Annotated in this window: 15 protein-coding genes; 7 read left to right on the top strand and 8 right to left on the bottom strand. The window is 56.1% G+C overall.

Annotation, left to right across the window (positions count from 1 at the left end):
• Window positions 1–253: 253 nt before the first annotated feature.
• A complete protein-coding gene (gene mdtD, locus P2R09_RS01085) occupies window positions 254–1654 on the top strand; it encodes a multidrug transporter subunit MdtD (protein WP_275766285.1) in 1401 nt (466 codons plus the stop codon).
• Here mdtD and rbsR read toward each other — a convergent pair.
• From rbsR to P2R09_RS01050, 7 genes are all read right to left on the bottom strand, one after another.
• Window positions 1651–2634, bottom strand: coding sequence for a ribose operon transcriptional repressor RbsR (gene rbsR / locus P2R09_RS01080; protein WP_275766293.1), 984 nt, complete (start codon window positions 2632–2634; stop codon window positions 1651–1653). The genes mdtD and rbsR overlap by 4 nt on opposite strands.
• 13 nt (window positions 2635–2647) lie before the next feature.
• Entirely contained in the window at window positions 2648–3577 is a 930-nt protein-coding gene (gene rbsK / locus P2R09_RS01075) for a ribokinase (RefSeq protein WP_275766283.1), read from the bottom strand.
• Window positions 3578–3639: 62 nt separating this feature from the next.
• Complete coding sequence (gene rbsB / locus P2R09_RS01070; RefSeq protein ID WP_275766280.1) at window positions 3640–4515, bottom strand: ribose ABC transporter substrate-binding protein RbsB; 876 nt, start codon at window positions 4513–4515, stop codon at window positions 3640–3642.
• Window positions 4516–4540: 25 nt separating this feature from the next.
• Window positions 4541–5512 (bottom strand): ribose ABC transporter permease, encoded by a 972-nt coding sequence (rbsC, locus tag P2R09_RS01065; RefSeq protein WP_003849479.1) that lies wholly within the window; start codon window positions 5510–5512, stop codon window positions 4541–4543.
• Complete coding sequence (rbsA, locus tag P2R09_RS01060; protein WP_003849481.1) at window positions 5509–7017, bottom strand: ribose ABC transporter ATP-binding protein RbsA; 1509 nt, start codon at window positions 7015–7017, stop codon at window positions 5509–5511. Before rbsA ends, rbsC begins: the two co-directional genes overlap by 4 nt.
• A 7-nt stretch (window positions 7018–7024) precedes the next feature.
• The gene (gene rbsD / locus P2R09_RS01055) at window positions 7025–7444 is read right to left on the bottom strand and encodes a D-ribose pyranase (RefSeq protein WP_275766276.1); all 420 of its coding nucleotides are present in this window, start codon (window positions 7442–7444) and stop codon (window positions 7025–7027) included.
• 182 nt (window positions 7445–7626) lie between these two features.
• Complete coding sequence (locus P2R09_RS01050) at window positions 7627–8034, bottom strand: YgiW/YdeI family stress tolerance OB fold protein (RefSeq protein WP_275766273.1); 408 nt, start codon at window positions 8032–8034, stop codon at window positions 7627–7629.
• 161 nt (window positions 8035–8195) lie between these two features.
• On the opposite strand from P2R09_RS01050, the gene qseB reads away from it, so the two are divergent.
• A complete protein-coding gene (qseB, locus tag P2R09_RS01045) occupies window positions 8196–8867 on the top strand; it encodes a quorum sensing response regulator transcription factor QseB (RefSeq protein ID WP_275766270.1) in 672 nt (223 codons plus the stop codon).
• On the top strand, window positions 8855–10210 hold the full coding sequence (gene qseC, locus P2R09_RS01040) for a quorum sensing histidine kinase QseC (protein WP_275766267.1): 1356 nt from the start codon (window positions 8855–8857) through the stop codon (window positions 10208–10210). Before qseB ends, qseC begins: the two co-directional genes overlap by 13 nt.
• Before the next feature lie 15 nt (window positions 10211–10225).
• Here the strand turns inward: qseC and kup are convergent, their stop codons facing one another.
• The gene (kup, locus tag P2R09_RS01035; protein WP_275766265.1) at window positions 10226–12094 is read right to left on the bottom strand and encodes a low affinity potassium transporter Kup; all 1869 of its coding nucleotides are present in this window, start codon (window positions 12092–12094) and stop codon (window positions 10226–10228) included.
• A gap of 291 nt (window positions 12095–12385) precedes the next feature.
• On the opposite strand from kup, the gene ravA reads away from it, so the two are divergent.
• The 4 genes from ravA (at window position 12386) to asnC (ending at window position 18114) form a co-directional block, all read left to right on the top strand.
• Window positions 12386–13882, top strand: a complete 1497-nt coding sequence (gene ravA, locus P2R09_RS01030; RefSeq protein ID WP_275766264.1) for an ATPase RavA — start codon at window positions 12386–12388, stop codon at window positions 13880–13882.
• Window positions 13879–15339 (top strand): ATPase RavA stimulator ViaA, encoded by a 1461-nt coding sequence (viaA, locus tag P2R09_RS01025; protein WP_275766261.1) that lies wholly within the window; start codon window positions 13879–13881, stop codon window positions 15337–15339. The genes ravA and viaA overlap by 4 nt, the downstream gene beginning before the upstream one ends.
• A gap of 71 nt (window positions 15340–15410) precedes the next feature.
• Window positions 15411–17549, top strand: coding sequence for a 5-histidylcysteine sulfoxide synthase (gene ovoA, locus P2R09_RS01020; protein ID WP_275766259.1), 2139 nt, complete (start codon window positions 15411–15413; stop codon window positions 17547–17549).
• 103 nt (window positions 17550–17652) lie between these two features.
• Window positions 17653–18114: a transcriptional regulator AsnC gene (gene asnC / locus P2R09_RS01015; RefSeq protein WP_003849496.1), complete on the top strand. Its 462-nt coding sequence runs from the start codon at window positions 17653–17655 to the stop codon at window positions 18112–18114.
• The last annotated feature ends 79 nt before the right edge of the window (window positions 18115–18193 follow it).

The following is an 18193-nucleotide window of genomic DNA, read 5'->3' as shown; positions in this document are numbered from 1 at the left end:
CAACCCGCTTCCCGTTGCCGGTGTTCCGTGTCGATGGAGGCGCATTATAGGGAGTTTACTCAGGCTGACAAGTGTTTCTTCGAATTAATTTACTGAGCGCCTCTTTTTTAAACGAACGGCTTAAAAAGAGACGTTTCATGGCCGAATAACGCACAAAAGTGGCAACGAAACGTTGTAAAGAGACCTGCCGTTGCCGATTGCGGGTGCTATTATTTTGCTTCTTCTCGCAGGATAACCCCAGGAAGGACACTCAATGATAAAATCCGCGCGCAGCATGGCTGGTTTGCCATGGATAGCTGCTATGGCCTTTTTCATGCAGTCACTCGACGCCACCATACTGAACACTGCCCTGCCCGCTATCGCCACCAGCCTCGACCGTTCTCCCCTTGCCATGCAATCCGCCGTCATCAGTTACACCCTGACTGTCGCTATGCTGATTCCGGTCAGCGGCTGGCTCGCCGATCGCTTCGGCACGCGCAAAGTGTTTATTGTGGCGGTATCGCTGTTCACCCTTGGCTCACTGGCTTGTGCACTCTCACCGACGCTTTCGGTGCTGGTCATGTCGCGCATCATACAGGGCGTCGGTGGCGCAATGATGATGCCGGTCGCGCGACTGGCACTGTTACGTGCCTATCCGCGCAGTGAACTGCTGCCGGTACTCAACTTTGTGACCATGCCAGGTTTAGTCGGGCCGATACTGGGCCCGATGCTGGGTGGCGTACTCGTCACTTACGCCACCTGGCACTGGATCTTCCTGATTAATATCCCGATTGGCATTCTCGGCATTATCTACGCACGCAAATATATGCCGGACTTCACCACACCTAAGCGCCGCTTCGACTTTTTCGGCTTCATATTATTCGGGGCTGGACTGGTGATGATCTCGATTGGGATTGAGCTGTTCGGTGAGCGGATTGTTTCTGCCTGGCTGGCCGGCGGGATATTACTCAGCGGGATCGTGCTTTTACTCCTCTATATAGTGCATGCCCGAAATCACCCTTCACCGCTGATCAACCTGCCGATGTTTAAAACCCGGACCTTCTCAGTTGGCATCGTCGGCAACATTGCCTCTCGTCTCGGCACCGGCTGTGTGCCCTTTCTGATGCCGCTTATGTTGCAGGTTGGATTTGGCTTTTCCGCGATTATTGCAGGCTGCATGATGGCGCCAACCGCCCTGGGTTCGATTCTGGCGAAGTCGACGGTGACACAACTCCTGCGCTGGCTGGGCTACCGCCGTCTGCTGGTCGGCATTACCGCCATTATTGGCATCCTGATCGCCAGCTTCTCCCTGCAGTCACCCGCTGAAAGTATCTTCGTACTATTGCTTCCACTGTTTATTCTCGGCATGGCGATGTCTACGCAATTCACCGCCATGAACACCATTACGCTGGCCGACCTGAATGATGATAACGCCAGCGGCGGAAATAGCGTGCTGGCAGTAACGCAGCAATTAGCGATCAGTTTTGGTGTGGCCGTCAGCGCTGCGGTGCTGCGCTTTTATCAGGAGTTTGAAACCAGCACCATTTCACAGTTCCATGCCACGTTTCTGACTATGGGTATCGTCACCGTACTTTCGGCGCTGACCTTTATGCTGCTGAAAAACGGGGATGGACGTAATCTGATCAGTAATCGTGACAAGAAGAAAAAGCGCTAAACCGACCCCCGCACCACCAGTTCCGGCGTCAGCACCAGCGTTTGCTGACTGGCGTCGGGATCGCTGAGACGATGAATTAAGGTGTCTATCGCCAGTTCACCCAGCGCATCTTTCGGCTGATGGATGGTACTCAGTGGCGGAGTGAGATAACGCGCCAGTTCAATATCGTCATATCCCATCACCGCCATCTGCTGCGGAACCCGCATCCCGGCCTGATAGAGCGCGTGATAAACGCCGACCGCCATTGCATCGTTACTGGTGAAGACGGCTTCTGGCGGCGTTTCCAGCGCCAGCAGTTCGACCATCCCGTTGTAGCCCCCCTGAAATTCAAAATCACCATTCACCACATAGCCGGGCAGAATCTCCAGGCCACTCTTTGTCATGGCGTTACGATAACCTTCCAGGCGCATACGCGCAGGCGTTTTATCCTGTGGACCGGCGATACAGGCTATACGGGTATAACCGCAATCGATGAGATGCTGAGTAGCCAGTTCGCCGCCCAGCAGCGCGTTATCCTGAATAATGTCACCGCGGCCTTCAAAAGGTGCCCAGTCCATCATCACCGTAGGTATAGAAGGATAACGGTTCAGAATATCTGCCGAGGGCAGGTGACTTTCAGTGCACATCATCAGCAAACCATCGACACGCTTCTGCATCAGCGTTTCCAGACTGCGATTCATTCGCTCCTCGTCACCCGCCGTGTTACAGAGAATCAGGCTATAGCCACGCTGATAGCAGCTCTCCTCCACACCGCGCACCACTTCGGCATAAAAGGGGTTACTACTGGTGGTCAGCAGCATACCGATGGTGTGGGTCTGATTAATTTTCAGACTGCGTGCCAGCGCAGAAGGGGCATAGTTGAGATGACGTATCGCCTGCTCAACTTTTTCGCGCACGCCATCACTGACAAAGCGATTGTTATTGATCACGTGCGAGACAGTTGAGGTAGAGACGCCCGCCAGGCGAGCAACATCTTTCATGGTGCTCAAATGCTTAGTCCTGCTGCTGCAAAAATTCATCAATCTCCGCGCGCCACGGCACGGAGGGCTGTGCACCCGATCGCGTAACGGCAATAGCGGCGGCGGCATGGGCAAATCGCACCGCGTCGTACATTGGCTTCTGCTCCAGTCGCGCGGTAATAAAGGCACCGTTAAAGGTGTCACCCGCCGCGATGGTGTCGATAGCTTTAACACTGAAGCCTGCAATACGCTGACCTTCTCCCTGCTCGCTCAGCCAGACGCCACGGCGACCCAGAGTAATCAGTACCGTGCCAATGCCTTTTGCATGCAGCACGGCAGCAGCGCGCGCCGCATCTTCATCATTATTTACTGCAATGCCGGTCAGGCTCTCGGCTTCGGTCTCATTCGGCGTAATAATATCGACCAATGCCAGCAGTTCATCTGAAAGAGAGGTAGCGGGAGCCGGATTGAGGATAACCTGCGTCTGATGCTGCCGGGCAAGCGTCGCAGCGGCCAGCACGCTTTCCAGTGGTGATTCCAGCTGCATTAATAGTGCATCAGCATCGGCGATGACATGCTGATGACGCGCCACGCAATCGGGTGTTAACGCCGCATTTGCACCAGAGTAAATGCCAATGTTGTTCTCACCGTCACCGTTGACGAAAATCATTGCCACACCGGTCGACTCGCCCTCGACCACCTCGACTGGCGTGGTATCAATATTGTCCTGCGCAAGCTGCTCACGAATACGTTTACCCATGTCGTCAGCGCCCACACAGGCGATAAATGCGATATCGGCACCGGCACGACCAGCGGCTACCGCCTGATTTGCACCTTTACCGCCAAACGCAATCTGATAATTCTGCCCGATCACCGTTTCACCGGGACGAGGAAAGTGCGCCAGATTAAGGATGTGGTCAGCGTTGATACTGCCAAGAACGGCCAGTTTTGCGTTTTTGCTCATTAGGGGAGTCCGAAATAAGTGCGCCACCGGGAGGGTGGCGCGGTGCCCTGCTTTTCTTTGAGTTATTGAGTGACCAGCTTCAGGTCGACCGGATTGACCGCCTGCACTTTTTTACCCTTCAGCACTTTATCAGCGGTATCCACGCCGATCATGCCAATTTTGTCTGGCATCTGTGCCACAGTCGCAGACAGTTTGCCAGCTTCTACGGCTTTAACGCCATCAGCAGTGCCGTCAAAACCCACCACGATCACACCAGTTTTTCCGGCTGTCTGCAGTGCACGCAGTGCACCCAGTGCCATTTCGTCGTTCTGCGCGAATACCGCCTGAACATCCGGATGCGCCTGCAGCAGGTTCTGCATGACGTTCAGACCTTTGGTACGGTCAAAGTCAGCTGGCTGGCTGGCGAGGATCTGGAATTTATGCGCATCAGCGGCCTGTTTGAAGCCTTCGCCACGTTCACGGGCAGCAGATGTCCCGGCAATGCCCTGCAGTTCAATAATTTTGGCGTTTTCGCCCACTTTTTTGGCGATGAAGTCACCGGCCATTTTGCCGCCGAAGCGGTTGTCAGAAGCGACATGGCTGACCACGGTGCCCTGAGCTGCAACACGATCCAGGGTGATAACCGGAATTTTCGCCTGGTTAGCCATCTTCACGGCGTTACCCACGGCATCAGAGTCGGTCGGGTTGATCAGCAGCAGCTTCGTGCCGCGAACGGTCAGATCCTGCACGTTCGCCAGCTCTTTCGCCGGGTTATTCTGTGAATCCAGCACGACCAGGTTGTAGCCCAGTTTATCGGCTTCTTTCTGTGCACCCTCTTTCAGCGAAACAAAGAACGGGTTGTTCAGGGTTGAGACCACCAGCGCGATGGTATCTTTTGCCATAGCGTTGGTACTGAGTGTGGCGCCGAGGATCATGGCCAGTGCGGTTAACTTTTTCATCTTGTTATCCTGTGTAAGGTCAGAGTTATTTACTGCTTTTATTATCCACCAGCACCGCCAGCAGGATGACTACCGCTTTAACGATCATCTGGTAGTAGGAAGAGACGCCCATCAGGTTCAGGCCGTTGTTCAGGAAGCCAAGGATCAGCGCGCCAATCAGGGTGCCGAAAATACGGCCTTTACCGCCGGCCAGGCTGGTTCCGCCCAGCACGACCGCAGCAATCGCATCCAGTTCATAGCCGGTGCCCGCTGTCGGCTGTGCCGAAGAGAGACGCGCCACTTCAATGGTGCCCGCCAGCGCAGCCAGCATGCCACTCAGTGAATAGACGATAATTTTGACGCGATTCACATTGATGCCAGAGAGGCGCGTTGCCGCTTCATTACCACCCAGTGCATAGATATAGCGGCCCAGGCGGGTGTGTTGCAGCATGTACCATGCGGCAATAAAGACCAGCGCCATCAGCCAGACCGGCGCAGGGATACCCAGTGGGCGACCAATACCAAACCAGCCCAGCAGATCGGCATTGGCACTGAAGCCGGTGTTAATCGGGCTGCCGTCGGTGTAGACCATGGTCACACCGCGCAGCAATAACATCATGACCAGCGTGGCGATAAAGGCCTGTACCTTGCCGCGCGCCACAATGGTGCCGGTCAGGCCACCGATTGCCGCGCCCAGTGCCAGCGAAGCCGCCACCGCGACCAGCGCATTGACTTCCATGCCCACCAGCGATGCACCCACTGCGCCCGTCAGGGCCAGCAAAGAACCCACAGAGAGGTCAATGCCTGAGGTCAGGATCACCAGCGTCATCCCGACTGCCATAATGGCGTTAACCGAGGTCTGCTGCAGAATGTTGAACAGGTTCGCCACGGTAAAGAAGTTCGGACTCTGGCTGGCCACCACGGCGATCAGCACCATCAGCGCAATCAGTGACTTCTGTTCCAGCAGCCAGCTTTTGCTAAACCAGCGACGGCTGGCCGGTAAAGTTTGGGTCGTCATACCACTAAATCCTCACTGTGTTGCTTACCTACGGCGGCTGCCATCAGGCTTTCCTGAGTGGCTTCTTCTCGGGTAAATTCGCCGCTGATACGGCCTTCATGCATCACCAGAATCCGATCGCTCATGCCCAGCACTTCCGGCATTTCCGAGGAGACCAGGATGATGCTCAGCCCTTCGGCTTTAAACTGGTTAATCAGTTGGTAGATCTCTTTCTTCGCACCGACATCCACACCGCGTGTCGGTTCATCCAGAATCAGCACGTTGGGCCGGGTCATCAGACCGCGGGCAATCGCCACTTTCTGCTGGTTGCCGCCCGAAAGCAGGCCAATCGGCTGCTCCATAGACGGCGTTTTAACATTGAACAGACGGATAAAATCGCCCACCGCCAGCTGCTCTGCTGCATGTTTCAGCGTGCCGCTGCCGTGACTGAAATAGCGCAAGGCCGTCAGAGACATGTTCTCTTTTACTGACATGCCCAACACCAGGCCATCACGCTTACGATCTTCGGAGATATAGACGATGCCATTCGCCAGTCCATCCTGCGGAGAACGCGTCACGACTTCCCGGCCATTGAGCCACAGGTTGCCTTCGCGACGCGGCAATGCGCCGTACAGCACCTTCATCAGTTCGGTACGGCCCGCGCCCATCAGGCCGGAAACGCCGAGGATTTCACCTTTGCGCAGGCTGAAACTGACGTTCTCTACACCTGGTCCGCTGACGTTCTCCACTTTCAGTCGCACATCGCCTGGCGCCTGATCGATATGAGGATATTGATCTTCCAGCTTACGTCCGACCATCATCTCGATGAGGCTCTCTTCGGTCAGCTCGCTGACCGGACGTTCAGCAATAAACTGGCCGTCGCGGAACACCGTGACGTCATCGCAGATCTCAAAGATCTCTTTCATGCGATGCGAGATATAGACAATGCCGCAGCCCTGCGCTTTCAGTTCGTTGATCACGCGGAATAGAGACAGCGTTTCGGTATCGGTCAGCGCATCGGTCGGTTCATCCATAATGATGACCTGCGATTCGAAGCTCAGGACTTTGGCGATTTCGACCATTTGCTGATCGCCAATCGACAGATCCCCGACCAGCTTGTGGCTGTTGAAGCGCAGATTAAGACGTTTAAGCAATGCATCCGCTTCGGCATACATTCGCGGCCACTGAATACGGCCAAAACGACCTACATATTCGCGACCGAGGAAAATATTCTCCGCCACGGTTAACTGAGGGATCAGGTTCAGTTCCTGATGGATGATGCCAATGCCCGCTTCCTGAGACGCTTTTGGTCCACTGAAACGGGTCTCTTTGCCGAGCCAGCGCAGCGTACCGGCATCATATTGATAGATCCCGGTCAGCACTTTCATCATGGTGGACTTGCCTGCGCCATTCTCGCCCACCAGCGCCATGACGCGTCCTGCCCTAACATTCAGCGATGCACCCTTGAGGGCTTTCACACCCGGAAAGGATTTTTCAATGCCGTCGAGTTGCAGTAAAGGTTGCATAGCGGCCTCAGAAGGTCACACCGGCGCTGAGGATGACATTCGCAAACGGAGAACACTCTCCGCTGCGAATGACCGCCTGACTACGCTGCGTTTGTTGTTTGAATTGTTCATGACTGGTGTAGCTGATGGTGATGATATTCCCCTGGTGCTGTTGCAAGGCTTCGAGCACGGCGACAAGCGCACTATGAAGTTGCGGATTATGCTGCTTAATCTCTTCCGCGATCAGGGCGCTCTCTACCTGCATCTCCAGTCCGACAGCATTCACCACCTGCATAAAATCGGGCGTACCCGGCGTGAGCGCTAAGTCGATACGCTGCGGTCCTGCCGGAATCGGCAAGCCTGCATCGGCAATCGTCAGCGTATCCGTGTGTCCCAGGCGGGCAATCACATGAGAGAGTTCAGCGTTTAACAAGCGACCTTTTTTCATCTTTTCACTCCACAGCGAAACGTTTCGCTGATGGGAGTGTATGAAAAGCCGCCATCAACTCAACGGGCAAAGAAGAAATCTGTGATCGCCATCGAAACGTTTCGATCACGGGAGGGGAAATTTGCATTAAGGCGGGGAACGGGCAGAAAAAAGGGCCGCAAATGCGACCCTGAAGCAAAAGATTAAAGCAGCTTTTTAACCTGCTTAACGTCCATCTCAATGCTATTGAAATCTTTATCCAGTTCGCCCGTGAGCTCTACGTTATCTTTGGGCGTGATTGTCTGGCCGTTCCAGTGCTTGTGGTCGATTTCGACTTTCATGGTGCCGGTCTGGTCGCGGAACAGATAATCTTCTTTGCCGGTCTGTTTCTCCAGCTTGCCGCGCACGGTGATCCAGCTGTCATCTTTCATCTCTTCAGCCTGCTTCACGGTCACCACACTGGTGTGGTCTGCACTAAAGCCACCCTGTCCGGCTGCTGACTGCGTCTGTGTGGCTGGCGCGCTGGGATCAACAAATCCGCCCTGCTGCGCAGCGAAAACCGGGGCGGAAGCCAGCATAACGACGGCCAGAATTGCAGCATGCTTTTTCATGGTGTACCTCTTTTCAGTGGTGTTTTCGGTTTGAATACGCCCAGTTGACCATAGAGTTCTTAACAGCTTCTTAAGCGTTAAAAATAAGCGATTTTCGCCGAAATCATCTGTACACCAGGGAAGTTGCTTCGTATAAAGCGCTATCGGAACAGGGAGACGTGATGCGTATTTTACTGATTGAAGACGATCGCTTAATTGGCGACGGCATCAAAGCGGGGCTGAGCAAACTGGGCTTTAGCGTTGACTGGTTTATGTCTGGTGAGTCGGGCTTTAACGCGCTGGAGGCCGCACCCTGGGATGCGGTGATTCTGGATCTTTCACTGCCTGAGCGGGATGGACTCGATATCCTGCGGCAGTGGCGACAGCAGGGCAACGATGTGCCGGTACTGATACTGACCGCCCGCGATGCGCTCGATCAGCGGGTCAAAGGCCTGCAGCTGGGCGCCGATGACTATCTATGCAAGCCTTTTGCCCTAACCGAAGTGGCCGCTCGCTTACAGGCACTGATCCGCCGCCGTCACGGCCAGCTCCAGCCCGAACTCCGTCACGGTAACGTGGTGCTGATCCCCGGCAGCCACAGTGTGATGCGCGAGGGTGAGACGATTGCGTTGAAAAGTCGTGAACTGGCGCTGCTGGAACTCTTTATGCGCAATCCAGGCCGGGTGCTGACGCGTAGCCAGCTGGAAGATAAGCTCTACAGCTGGGACGCCGACGTCTCCAGCAATGCGGTGGAAGTGCATATCCATCATCTGCGTAAAAAGCTGGGCAGCACATTTATCCGCACGCTGCATGGCGTCGGTTATACACTGGGGGCCGCCGAATGCGATCAATGAGTCTGTTTCTGCGGCTGGGCATCGGTTTTGTGCTGCTGCTCGGCCTCTGCTGGGCCAGTGCCAGCCTGAGTGCCTGGCATCAGACGCGTGAAACCCTGGATGAGCTCTTTGATACCCAGCAGATGCTGCTGGCTAAGCGTCTGCTGACGCTGAATTTCTCCTCGCTGGACAATACCACACTGCCAAGAACCAAAGAGATGCTGCGCCACCATCGCGGCGAACAGGATGATGATGCACTGGCCTTTGCTGTCTTCACGCGTGACGGCAGGCAGGTGATGAATGATGGCGACAACGGCCGTTATCTGCCGTTTGAGGCGGAGCATCAGGGATTTCATGAGGGGCAGCTCACCAATGATGACGATCGCTGGCGATTTGTCTGGCTGACCACGCCCGATAAGCAGTTCCGGGTGGTGGTGGGACAGGAGTCGGAATACCGCGATGACATGACGCGGGATCTGATGAAGGCCAGCATGTTGCCCTGGCTAATCGCGCTGCCTTTAATGTTACTTCTGCTTATCGGTCTGGTCTGGTCTGAATTGCGGCCGCTAAAGAGGCTGGCAAAACAACTGGCGCAGCGTTCGGCCGATGATGATACGCCGCTAGAGGCAGACCGCGTGCCAAAAGAGGTGCAACCGCTGATGGTCGCGCTCAATGGTCTGTTCAGCCGCATTAGCGCCATGATGCAGCGTGAACGCCGCTTTACCTCCGATGCCGCGCATGAACTGCGCAGTCCGCTGGCCGCGCTGCAGGTGCAAAGCGAAGTGATACAGCTGACAGCGGATGACGAAGTCATGCGAACCCATGCGCTGCAGCAGCTGGATGCCGGGATTGTCCGCGCAACGCGGCTGGTGGATCAGCTGCTGACGCTCTCGCGGGTTGAAGCCGATGATGTGCGCAGCGCCTTCGAACCGGTGGCCCTGAAACGCACGGTGCAGGAGACGCTCGCCGCACAGCTGCCGCTGGCGGACAAAAACGGTGTGACGCTGCGCCTTCACGCAGAGGCCGATCCGCTGATTCAGGGGCATCCGCTGTTACTGTCGCTGCTGGTGCGGAATCTGCTGGATAACGCCATTCGCTACACGCCTGCGGGCAGTGAAGTCGATGTGCGGTTGCAGGCAAACAGCCTGTCGGTGGAGGATAATGGCGAGGGTTTGAGTGCAGCGGATCTGCAACGGCTCGGAGAACGTTTCTGGCGACCGCCGGGCCAGGAGAAGAGTGGTAGCGGGCTGGGATTGTCGATAGTCCGCAACATTGCCCAGTTGCACGGAATGCAGGTCACCTTCAGCCAGCGACCCGGCGGCGGATTATGCGTCACGCTGCGCTGGTCAGCGCCCGCCCCGTAAGGCGGACGCTGCAGATCAAATCTCGACCTGCGTGCCCAGCTCGATCACCCGGTTTGGCGGGATCTCAAACTGGTCTGGCGCGCGGAGCGCATTGCGCTGCAGCGCCAGGAAGAGTTTGCCGCGCAGGCGCAGATACCACGGACGTTTGCCGATGATCAGCGATTCATGTGACATGAAGAACGACGTCTCCATCATGCGGCAGTTAAGACCTTCCAGACCGCAGCGGTGGAAAATCTCCTCGACGTTTGGCGTTTCGCGCCAGCCGTAACTCGCCACCACGCGCCAGAAAGTCGGCGACAGCTGCTCAATAGTGACGCGACGCACGTTGTGCACATAAGGCGCATCTTCAGTTCGCAACGTCAGCAGCACCACCCGCTCATGCAACACTTTGTTGTGCTTGAGGTTATGCAGCATGGCAAACGGAATCACATTCAGTGCACGTGACATATAGACCGCCGTGCCCGGAACGCGAACCGGCGGCGATTTCTCCAGTGACGCGATCATCGCCTCCAGAGAGTTGCCATGTTCGTGCATACGGCGCAGCAGGCGGAAACGCTCGCTTTTCCACGTCGTCATAATGATAAACATCACCAGGCCGAGACAAAGCGGCAGCCAGCCACCGGAGAAGATTTTCACCAGGTTGGCGGTAAACAACGGTACATCGATGCAGAGCATCAATATCAGAATGACGGCGACCGCCAGCTTGTTCCAGTGCCAGTTTTTAACCGCCACGGTGCAGGAGAGCATCGCGGTCAGCACCATGGTGCCAGTCACCGCAATACCGTAGGCGGCAGCCAGATTACTTGAATGCTCAAAGCTGATAATCACAATCAGCACCGCGAAATAGAGCACCCAGTTGATTACCGGAATATAAATCTGGCCCGATTCACGCTCAGAGGTGTGGATGATGCGCATACCCGGCAGATAGCCCAGTCGCACCGCCTGACGCGTCAGCGAGAAGACACCAGAGATCACCGCCTGCGAGGCGATAACGGTGGCCAGGGTCGCCAGAATCAGCATTGGGATCAGCGCCCATTCCGGCGCCAGCAGGAAGAAGGGGTTTTTAATCGCTTTAGGGTCGCTGAGTAACAGCGCACCCTGACCAAAATAGTTCAGTGCCAGCGACGGCAGTACCACCGAGAACCAGGCCAGCCGAATCGGTACTTTACCGAAGTGCCCCATATCGGCATAGAGCGCTTCAACCCCGGTAATCGCCAGCACCACCGCGCCAAGCGCGAAGAACGAGACAGATTTATAGTGCACGAAGAATTCGACCGCATAGGCGGGATTCAGCGCATGCAGCACTTGCGGGTTTTTCATGATGCCGCTGACCCCAAGGATCGCCAGCACCAGAAACCAGACCAGCATCACCGGCGCGAAGAGTTTGCCCACCATGCCGGTGCCATGTTTCTGAATCGCAAACAGCAGCGTCAGCACCGCAATCGACATCGGCACGATAAAGGGATCCAGCGACGGCGCAGCAATTTCCAGGCCTTCAATAGCGGACATCACCGAAATGGCTGGCGTGATCACCACTTCCCCATAGAAGAAGCTGCCCCCAATCAGGCCCATGATCACCAGTACCGCCGTGGCCCGCGCACCGGTATGGCGGCCAGCCAGCGACATCAGTGTCAGTATTCCGCCTTCACCGGCGTTGTCGGCACGCATCACATAGCTGATGTATTTCAGTGAGACCACCAGCACCAGCAGCCAGAAAATCAGCGACAGAAAGCCAAACACCGCTTCCCGCTCAACGCCGAAGCCAAACTGTCCGGAGAGACATTCACGCAAGGTATACAGCGGACTGGTGCCGATATCCCCGTAAACAACACCAATGGCGGCCAGCGTTAATCCGCGAAGTGACTGCTTATTATCCGAGCTCATAGAGTTATCTTTTGTTGGAGTCTAAGAGGCGCGAAAACCCCTCGCTCAGGCCATCAAAAAGCGCACAGTATGCACGGTTTACCGAAAATTCCTATACCCGCTTCGCCTCGCTGGCAGGGTAACGGGGTCACTTCTGGCGATAAAGCGTTAATTAGCGTTGCTTTTAATCCAGGCAAACCTTCTGAAACAAAAAAGCTGACAGCTATCAACGCTTTCACGCATGATGATCTATAGAGTAAAGCGCTTGCTTAAGCGCGGCGGCCCGACGATCGTAAGGACAGTGAAGTGATTATGGCTCAACCCCATCTTTTGGCAGAAAGAATTTCTCGCCTCAGCAATGCGTTAGAAAAAGGATTGTATGAGCGGCATCACGCCATACGCCTTTGCCTGCTCGCGGCGCTGAGTGGTGAAAGTGTGTTCCTGCTGGGACCGCCAGGCATCGCCAAGAGCCTGATTGCCCGTCGCCTCAAATATGCCTTTCAGCATGCCCGCGCCTTTGAATATCTGATGACCCGTTTCTCCACACCGGAAGAGGTGTTTGGTCCGCTCTCCATTCAGGCGCTGAAAGATGAAGGGCGCTATCAGCGTCTGACCAAAGGATATCTGCCCGACGCCGAAATTGTTTTTCTGGATGAGATCTGGAAAGCGGGGCCGGCGATTCTCAATACGCTGCTGACAGCTATTAATGAGCGCCGCTTCCGCAATGGAGACAGCGAAGAGACTATCCCGATGCGACTGCTGGTCACCGCCTCCAATGAACTGCCGGAAGCGGATAGTGGCCTTGAAGCGCTCTACGACCGGATGCTGATCCGCCTGTGGCTGGATAATGTGCATGAGAAGCAGAACTTCCGTAGCATGCTGACCCACCAGCAGGATGAGCACACCAATCCGGTCGCGGAGTCCCTGCGCATCAGTGATGAAGAGTATGCACAGTGGCAGCTCGGCATCAGCCAGGTCAGTCTGCCCGATGCGGTGTTTGAGCTGATTTATCAGTTGCGTCAGCAGCTGGAGAGCCAGCCCGCCGCGCCTTACATTTCCGATCGTCGCTGGAAAAAAGCGATTCATCTGTTGCAGGCCAGCGCCTTCTATAGCGGTCGCAACACCATTGCACCGATTGACCTGATCCTGCTGAAAGATTGTCTCTGGCACGACGTTGCGTCCATGCAGCTGCTGGAGCGCGAAATCGACCTGCTGATGACGCAGCACGCCTGGCAGCAGCAGCCGATGCTGATGAAACTGCAGCAGATTAAAGCTCGCCGCATGGCCCTCCAGCAACAGCAGAGCATCGCGCAGGCGATCACGCTGGAAAAACACAGCGGCATGTTCAGCCGCAAACCCCATTACGATCTGCCAGAAAGCTTTACCGATGAGCAACTGACGCTGATGCTGCAAAAACCGCTGATGCTGCATGACATGCAGGTAAGTCATCTGGTGATCGCGCGTGATGCCCTGAATCAGTGGCTGCAAAAAGGCGGCGAGGTTCGCGGCAAGCTCAATGGGATTGGCTTTGCGCAGAGCCTGGATTTACACGTGGATGCACAGCATTGTCTGGCTATCCGTGATGTCAGCCTGCAATCGTCGCGCCTGACACTGCCAGGCGTCAGCAGCAGCGAGCCGCTGCCCGGTGAAATCACTGACGCGCTGGATGCACTGGAGAGTGAACTGCGGTCGCAGCGACATCAGTTCAGTCAGCATCAGCGCTGCCTGTTTATCAGTGATGACTGGCTGGCTCGGGTTGAAACCAGTCTGCAGGATGTGGCGGAACATCTGAAACAGGCGCGTAAATGATCTCAGTAGAGACGCTCAGCACACTGCTCTCAGTGGGGGAAACCGAACTGATTGAAGAGCTGATCATTGCTCTGCTGGCGTCGCCCCAGCTGGCGCTGTTTTTTGAAAAGTTTCCCGGGCTGAAGAAAGCGCTGCTGCGCGATATACCGCGCTGGCGAGCCGAAATCACAGCCGATCTCAAAGCCACGCCGGTTCCGGCCACGCTGGCCGAAGAGTTTCAGCTGTTCCAGCGAGTACAACTTCTCAGCGATCATGACTTCAGTCACCAGCTGAATGCCACACTTCAGGCACTTGAAAGCCTGCCGTCCCCCTTTCTGGATGAAGCTAACCGGCTGCTGCAGCATACCGATATTGCTCATCTCAGCAGCGCGCAGCACCAGCTTTTTCTGCAGCGCTGGCGGCTGAGCCTGACCTTACAGACGCTGACGCTGAATCAGCAGCTGCTGGAACAGCAGCGCGAACGTCTGCTGGCGGAACTGCAGCAGCGCATGGCACTGAGCGGCCAGCTGGCACCCATTCTGGGCGACGATGACGAAGCTGCCGCGGGGCGGTTGTGGGACATGAGTAAAGCGTCACTGCAGCCTGGCGACTATCAGCTGATGCTGCAATATGGCGACTTTCTGGCTCAGCAGCCGGAGCTGCTGAAACTTGCCCAGCAGCTGGGTCGCAGCCGCGAGGCAAAATCGGTGCCATCGCAGGATGCCCCGATGGAAGCTTTTCACCATCTGGTGCAGGAGCCTGCGTCAGTGCCGGAAGAGGTCAGCGGCATTCATCAGAGCGATGACGTACTGCGACTGCTGCCGCCGGAGTTAGCGGCGCTGAGCATCAGCGAACTGGAGCTGGAATTTTATCGGCGGCTGGTCGAGAAACGACTGCTGACCTACAAGCTGCAGGGCGATGCCTGGCATGAAAAGGTGACGATGCGCCCGGCCAGCCACCAGCAGCATGAAGAGCAGCCGCGCGGACCATTCATCGTCTGCGTTGATACCTCCGGGTCGATGGGAGGCTTTAATGAGCGTTGTGCCAAAGCGTTTTGCCTGGCCCTGCTGAAGGTCGCGCTGGCCGATCGCCGTCGCTGCTACATTATGCTGTTTGCTCATGAGGTGATTGGCTATGAGCTGACCGGCGATGATGGGCTGGAGCAGGCGATTCGCTTTCTCAGTCAGCGCTTTCGCGGCGGCACCGATCTGGCTGCCTGCCTCTCTTCCGTTGTTACCCGAATGGAAGGCGCACTGTGGCAGGAAGCTGATGCGGTGATCGTCTCCGATTTTATTGCCCAGCGTCTGCCGGAAGAGGTGATCGGGGCAATTAAAAAGCGTCAGCGACATAATCAGCAACGTTTTCACGCCGTGGCGATGTCGGCCCACGGAAAACCAGGCATTCTGCGCATCTTCGACCATATCTGGCGCTTCGATACCGGCATGAAAAGTCGTCTGCTGCGGCACTGGCGCCGTTAAGTCATCTGACAGAAAAACTTCTTTGCTATAGTAAATTACCGTTTCACTTACTCAGCAATCTGGAGCTTCCTGTGACGCTTGCTCAACCTCACCGCGATTTGCCTGCACCCACGCGGACGTTATTGCTCTCCGGCCAGAATAGCGAACAAAAACGTGCCGAATTGCTGGCCTATTTTCATCAGACCTGGGAACAGTATGAAAGTCTGTTCACCTGTCTGGCCGATTCAAAGGCCTGGTTTACTAAAGCTATTCCCCTGCGCCATCCGTTGATCTTCTATTTTGGTCATACCGCCACCTTCTACATTAATAAGCTGATGGCCGGACGTCTTATCGACGCGCGTCTGGACGATCGCATCGAAGCGATGATGGCGATTGGTGTTGATGAGATGAGCTGGGATGATCTCAACGACAGCCACTATGACTGGCCGACCATTGAGGAAGTCCGTGCATACCGCGGACGCGTTAAAGCGCTGGTCAGCGATCTGATCCAGACCATGCCGATCACGCTGCCGATCGGCTGGGAGAGCCCGGCGTGGGTGATCCTGATGGGGATTGAGCATGAGCGTATTCATCTGGAAACCTCCAGCGTGCTGATCCGCCAGCTACCCGTTGAGTGGGTCAGACCTCAGGCCGCGTGGCCGGCATGCCCGATGGCACGCCACCAGCGCGAGGCTGTTCCGGCCAATACCCTGCTGCCGATGCCTGGTGGCACAATTACGCTGGGGAAAACCGACGACACCTACGGCTGGGATGTCGAGTATGGCCGCCAGCAGGTTACGCTGCAGCCGTTCCAGGCGAGCAAAATGCTGGTCAGCAACGCGGAATTTCTGGCGTTCGTTGAGGCAGGCGGTTATCAGGATGCCCGCTGGTGGGATGACGAAGGCTGGGGCTGGTGTCAGTTTGCCAAAGCAGAAATGCCCACCTTCTGGGTCGGCACGCCTGCGATGCCCGATCAGCTTAAACTGCGTCTGATGTGTGAAGAGGTCGCAATGCCATGGGACTGGCCTGCCGAGGTCAATCAGCTGGAAGCGGCAGCCTTCTGCCGCTGGAAAGCGAATCAGACCGGCATGAGTGTTCAGCTCCCCTGTGAAGCGGAATGGGCTCAGCTACGCGAACAGGTCGCGGGCGATCAGCCAGACTGGGATCGGGCGCCGGGCAATATCAACCTGGCGTACTGGGCTTCCTCCTCGCCGGTCGACCTCTTCGCCCAGGGCGAGTTCTTCGATATCGTCGGTAACGTCTGGCAGTGGACGACCACACCGACCAATGGTTTTGAAGGCTTCAACGTTCACCCGCTGTACGATGATTTCTCCACTCCGACCTTTGATGGCAAACATTCGCTGATCAAAGGCGGCAGCTGGATCTCGACCGGCAACGAAGCGCTGAAATCAGCCCGCTATGCGTTCCGCCGCCACTTCTTCCAGCATGCTGGTTTCCGCTACGTGGTTTCCAGCCATCAGGAGACGATGGCGCCGAACCCATATGAATCTGACGCGATGGTGTCGCAGTACCTCGACTTCCAGTATGGCCCGCGCTATTTCGGTGTGGATAACTATGCCGAAAGCCTGGTGAAGCTGGCGCTGGACTACACAACGGCACGTGGCGAAGCCCTTGATATCGGCTGTGCCACCGGACGCGCCAGTTTTGAGCTGGCTCGCCACTTTGAACGCGTCACCGGTATGGACTACTCGGCGCGCTTCATTGATGTGGCGCTGCAGCTGGCCAGCGGCGAAGACTTTCGTTATCTGCTGCCGCAGGAAGGCGATCTGGTGGAGTATCGTCAGGTTCGCCTGAAAGATTTCGCACTGGAGAGCGAACTGGCGCAGCGGATTCAGTTTGTTCAGGGGGATGCCTGTAATCTCAAACCTCAGCCTGGCCGTTACGACCTGGTACTCGCCTCCAACCTGATTGATCGTCTACGCCAGCCTGCGCGCTTCCTGCGTGATGTCACGCCGATGCTGCGTCAGGGCGGTATTCTGATGCTCTCATCCCCTTATACCTGGCTGGAAGATTTCACACCGAAAGAGAACTGGCTGGGCGGTGTACGTGAGAACGGTGAGGCACTGACGACGCTGCAGGCACTGCAACGTCTGCTGGCGGCCGACTTCGAACTGGTCGATGAACCGCAGGATAAACCGTTTGTGATCCGCGAAACGGCCCGCAAGTTTCAGCATACGCTGGCGCAGGTCACCGTCTGGCGCAAACGCTAAGTGAACCGGCAGCGGCGCCCGTCGCTGCCGGGAGTTGCCTGAACCGTTATTTTGCTGCACATTCACCGTTGTTTACTCAAGCAGACCCATAACGAGGATGGCCATGGCCGAACATCTGCAGCTCGATAACCTGGATCGCGGCATTCTGAATGCCCTGCTGGATAATGCGCGCACCGCTTACGCCGAGCTGGCAAAACAGTTTAATGTCAGCCCGGGCACCATTCATGTGCGCGTGGAAAAAATGAAGCAGGCGGGCATCATCCTGGGAACACGGGTTGATATCGATCCGCGCCAGCTGGGGTTTGATGTCTGCTGCTTTATTGGCATTATCCTTAAGAGTGCGCGTGACTATCCGGCGGCGCTGAGCAAACTGGATGCGCTGGATGAAGTGGTTGAAGCCTGGTACACCACCGGCCACTACAGCATTTTTATTAAAGTGATGTGCCGCTCAATTGACGCCCTGCAGCAGGTGCTGATCAATAAGATCCAGACCATCGATGAAATTCAGTCCACAGAAACGCTGATCTCCCTGCAAAACCCGATCATGCGCACCATCAAGCCCTGATCCTCTTTTCCTTGTGCATAATCTTATCCCTGACGAATGTGGCGGCTGACAACGGCTGCATTCGCTTCTTCTGATCTAT

The organism is Pantoea sp. Cr_R13 (assembly GCF_029222565.1).
Classification (GTDB): Bacteria; Pseudomonadota; Gammaproteobacteria; order Enterobacterales; family Enterobacteriaceae; genus Pantoea; species Pantoea eucalypti.
Note: the sequence above shows the minus strand (reverse complement) of the source record. Positions and strands in the feature narration are given on the sequence as shown.

What these genes read in the sequence shown, in the direction of transcription:
- asnC (WP_003849496.1), top strand. Translation starts at nt 17,653, where the DNA reads ATGGCCGAACATCTGCAGCTCGATAACCTGGATCGCGGCATTCTGAAT.
- rbsB (WP_275766280.1), bottom strand. Translation starts at nt 4,515, where the DNA reads ATGAAAAAGTTAACCGCACTGGCCATGATCCTCGGCGCCACACTCAGT.
- qseB (WP_275766270.1), top strand. Translation starts at nt 8,196, where the DNA reads ATGCGTATTTTACTGATTGAAGACGATCGCTTAATTGGCGACGGCATC.
- rbsD (WP_275766276.1), bottom strand. Translation starts at nt 7,444, where the DNA reads ATGAAAAAAGGTCGCTTGTTAAACGCTGAACTCTCTCATGTGATTGCC.
- mdtD (WP_275766285.1), top strand. Translation starts at nt 254, where the DNA reads ATGATAAAATCCGCGCGCAGCATGGCTGGTTTGCCATGGATAGCTGCT.
- qseC (WP_275766267.1), top strand. Translation starts at nt 8,855, where the DNA reads ATGCGATCAATGAGTCTGTTTCTGCGGCTGGGCATCGGTTTTGTGCTG.
- P2R09_RS01050 (WP_275766273.1), bottom strand. Translation starts at nt 8,034, where the DNA reads ATGAAAAAGCATGCTGCAATTCTGGCCGTCGTTATGCTGGCTTCCGCC.
- rbsR (WP_275766293.1), bottom strand. Translation starts at nt 2,634, where the DNA reads ATGAAAGATGTTGCTCGCCTGGCGGGCGTCTCTACCTCAACTGTCTCG.
- rbsA (WP_003849481.1), bottom strand. Translation starts at nt 7,017, where the DNA reads ATGCAACCTTTACTGCAACTCGACGGCATTGAAAAATCCTTTCCGGGT.
- rbsK (WP_275766283.1), bottom strand. Translation starts at nt 3,577, where the DNA reads ATGAGCAAAAACGCAAAACTGGCCGTTCTTGGCAGTATCAACGCTGAC.
- viaA (WP_275766261.1), top strand. Translation starts at nt 13,879, where the DNA reads ATGATCTCAGTAGAGACGCTCAGCACACTGCTCTCAGTGGGGGAAACC.
- kup (WP_275766265.1), bottom strand. Translation starts at nt 12,094, where the DNA reads ATGAGCTCGGATAATAAGCAGTCACTTCGCGGATTAACGCTGGCCGCC.
- ravA (WP_275766264.1), top strand. Translation starts at nt 12,386, where the DNA reads ATGGCTCAACCCCATCTTTTGGCAGAAAGAATTTCTCGCCTCAGCAAT.
- rbsC (WP_003849479.1), bottom strand. Translation starts at nt 5,512, where the DNA reads ATGACGACCCAAACTTTACCGGCCAGCCGTCGCTGGTTTAGCAAAAGC.